Below are 1,923 nucleotides of genomic sequence, written 5' to 3' on the forward strand. Positions count from 1 at the left end.
CGCCTCGACCACACGATGACCCTCGGCCGGCTTGCGCAGGCAAGGTGCCGCGCTGAAGCGGTGGGGGATCACCTCCGCATCATAGCCGGTGACGAAGACGACGGGGACGCCACGCTCCTGCAGCAGATCGGCCGCCGCGAAGATCCAGTCGCCGCGCAGATTGACGTCGAGCAGCGCGGCGTCGATGCGTGGCGTGCTGCTGCACAAGGCCAGGGCGCGCTGCACCGTGGATGCCGGACCGAGCACCGTCGCACCTTGCTCTTCCAAGGTGTCCAGCAGATCACGCGCGACCAGATACTCATCCTCGGCAACCAGCAACACCAGGTCCTTGAGAGCTGCAAGCGCCATCGGGTCGTCCCCTGCTTGGCCCGCGGTAAACTGGGCTGCCGGGCCGTTCCACCAGCGCTACCGCGCGGGCCCCGCTGCAGCATTAAACTATGTTAGCCGCGAACCCTGTCAGAGGCGGCGCGGCCGCGCAGCGCCGTGGACATTGCCCAGGCGCAGTCGCGGCCATTGCGTCGCATGGCGCGCCGCGATGAACCCGTATCCGCACGGACCCGGTCGCGCGGCGGTCACGCCGATCCACCGTGCCGCCTCCTTGTTGGCCGATCCAGGACGGCATTGGGAAGCGATCCTGGCCACGCCATCCTTCGGCCGGCGCCGGTCGATCCAGCTCTTCGCCGGCGATGGTGAGGCGGAGGCTGAGCGCGCGCGGTGCCAGCGCGACGGCTTCAAGGTCACCATGACCTCCCCACGAACAAGCGCTTCACCCCGAAGGAAGCCCGCTGCACGACGCGGGCCGGCGAAGCGGTCCCAGCGCGCGGCGCGCCAGGCCGATCCTGCCTCCCTTGGTGCCGCCTCCGGCCTTGTGCTAGGCGCTTTGGCGTGGCGCAGGACCCGAAGCTCGAGCTCTACCTGGCGCATCGCGCGGCGCTGCTCGATTACGCGACCGCGCTGCTCGGCGACCGCGCCCGGGCCGAGGATGCCGTGCAGGATGCCTATCTGCGCTTCGTCCCCGAGCGCGCCGGCGGCCCGGCCCTGGCCCGCCCGATCGCCTATCTCTACCGCATCCTGCGCAACCTGGCCTGGGACCAGGGCCGGCTGCGCCGCGCCGACCGCCGCCCCGAGGCCGATCCCGCGCCTTGGATGCAGCCCGAGACGCCGCGCACGCCCGAGCAGGAGCTGCTGCATGCCGAGTCCGTCGCCCGCGTGGGCGCCGTGCTCGAGGCCCTGCCGGAGAAGGCCCGCATCGCCCTCGAGATGCAGCGCTTCGGCGGCTACACGCTGGAGGAGATCGCGGCCCGGCTGCAGGTCTCCGTCCCCACTGCCCATCGCCTGGTGCGCGACGCCCTGATGCGCATTGCCGCCGACCTGCCGCCCGAGGACCATTCGTGATCGCCCGCGTGAAAAATCCGGCGCCCTTGCGCGTCATGCAGGCGGACCCGGCCTGCGCCCGGGGATCGCCCAGGGACCTGACGGAACGATGAGCCGCGACGACGCGCTGCTGCTTGAGGAGGCGATGGACTGGCTGCTGCGGCGCGAGGCGGCGCCGGGCGATCCCTTGCTGCGCGCCGGCCTCGAGGCCTGGCGCGCCGCCGATCCCGCCCGGGCCGCCGCCTTCGCCCGGGCTGAGCGCGCCTGGCGCCTGGCGGGCGAGGTGCCGCCGGTCCATGCCGCGCGCTGGGAGCAGGCGCCCGCCATGGCATTGCCCCGCCGCGGCGGCGCCGTCCGGAATCCCGGTCGCCGAAGGGCGCTGCGCGGGGCGGCCGCGGTCGGCATCGCCGCCTCGCTGGCCCTGGTCCTGGCGCCGGAGCCGCTGCTGCTGGAGCCGCTGCGCCGCTTCACCGCCGAGCATGCCACCGGCACCGGCGAGCTGCGCCGCGTCCTGCTGGCCGATGGCAGCGCCGTCCACCTGGCGCCGCG

General features: G+C 73.4%; 3 protein-coding genes. 2 read left to right on the forward strand and 1 reads right to left on the reverse strand.

From position 1 onward, the window contains the following. On the reverse strand, positions 1-348 hold a 348-nt coding region (locus BKE38_RS23345; RefSeq protein WP_106409287.1), incomplete at its 3' end, for a response regulator. A gap of 537 nt (positions 349-885) precedes the next feature. On the opposite strand from BKE38_RS23345, the gene BKE38_RS23350 reads away from it, so the two are divergent. Both BKE38_RS23350 and BKE38_RS23355 read left to right on the forward strand, forming a co-directional pair. Further along, a complete protein-coding gene (locus BKE38_RS23350; protein WP_076959629.1) occupies positions 886-1,395 on the forward strand; it encodes an RNA polymerase sigma factor in 510 nt (169 codons plus the stop codon). An 88-nt stretch (positions 1,396-1,483) separates the two neighbouring features. Beyond that, the coding region (locus tag BKE38_RS23355) for a DUF4880 domain-containing protein (RefSeq protein ID WP_131829703.1) at positions 1,484-1,923 on the forward strand (440 nt) is incomplete at its 3' end.

Origin of the sequence: Teichococcus deserti (assembly GCF_001982615.1) — a bacterium.
In the GTDB taxonomy this organism is placed as follows: Bacteria; Pseudomonadota; Alphaproteobacteria; order Acetobacterales; family Acetobacteraceae; genus Pseudoroseomonas; species Pseudoroseomonas deserti.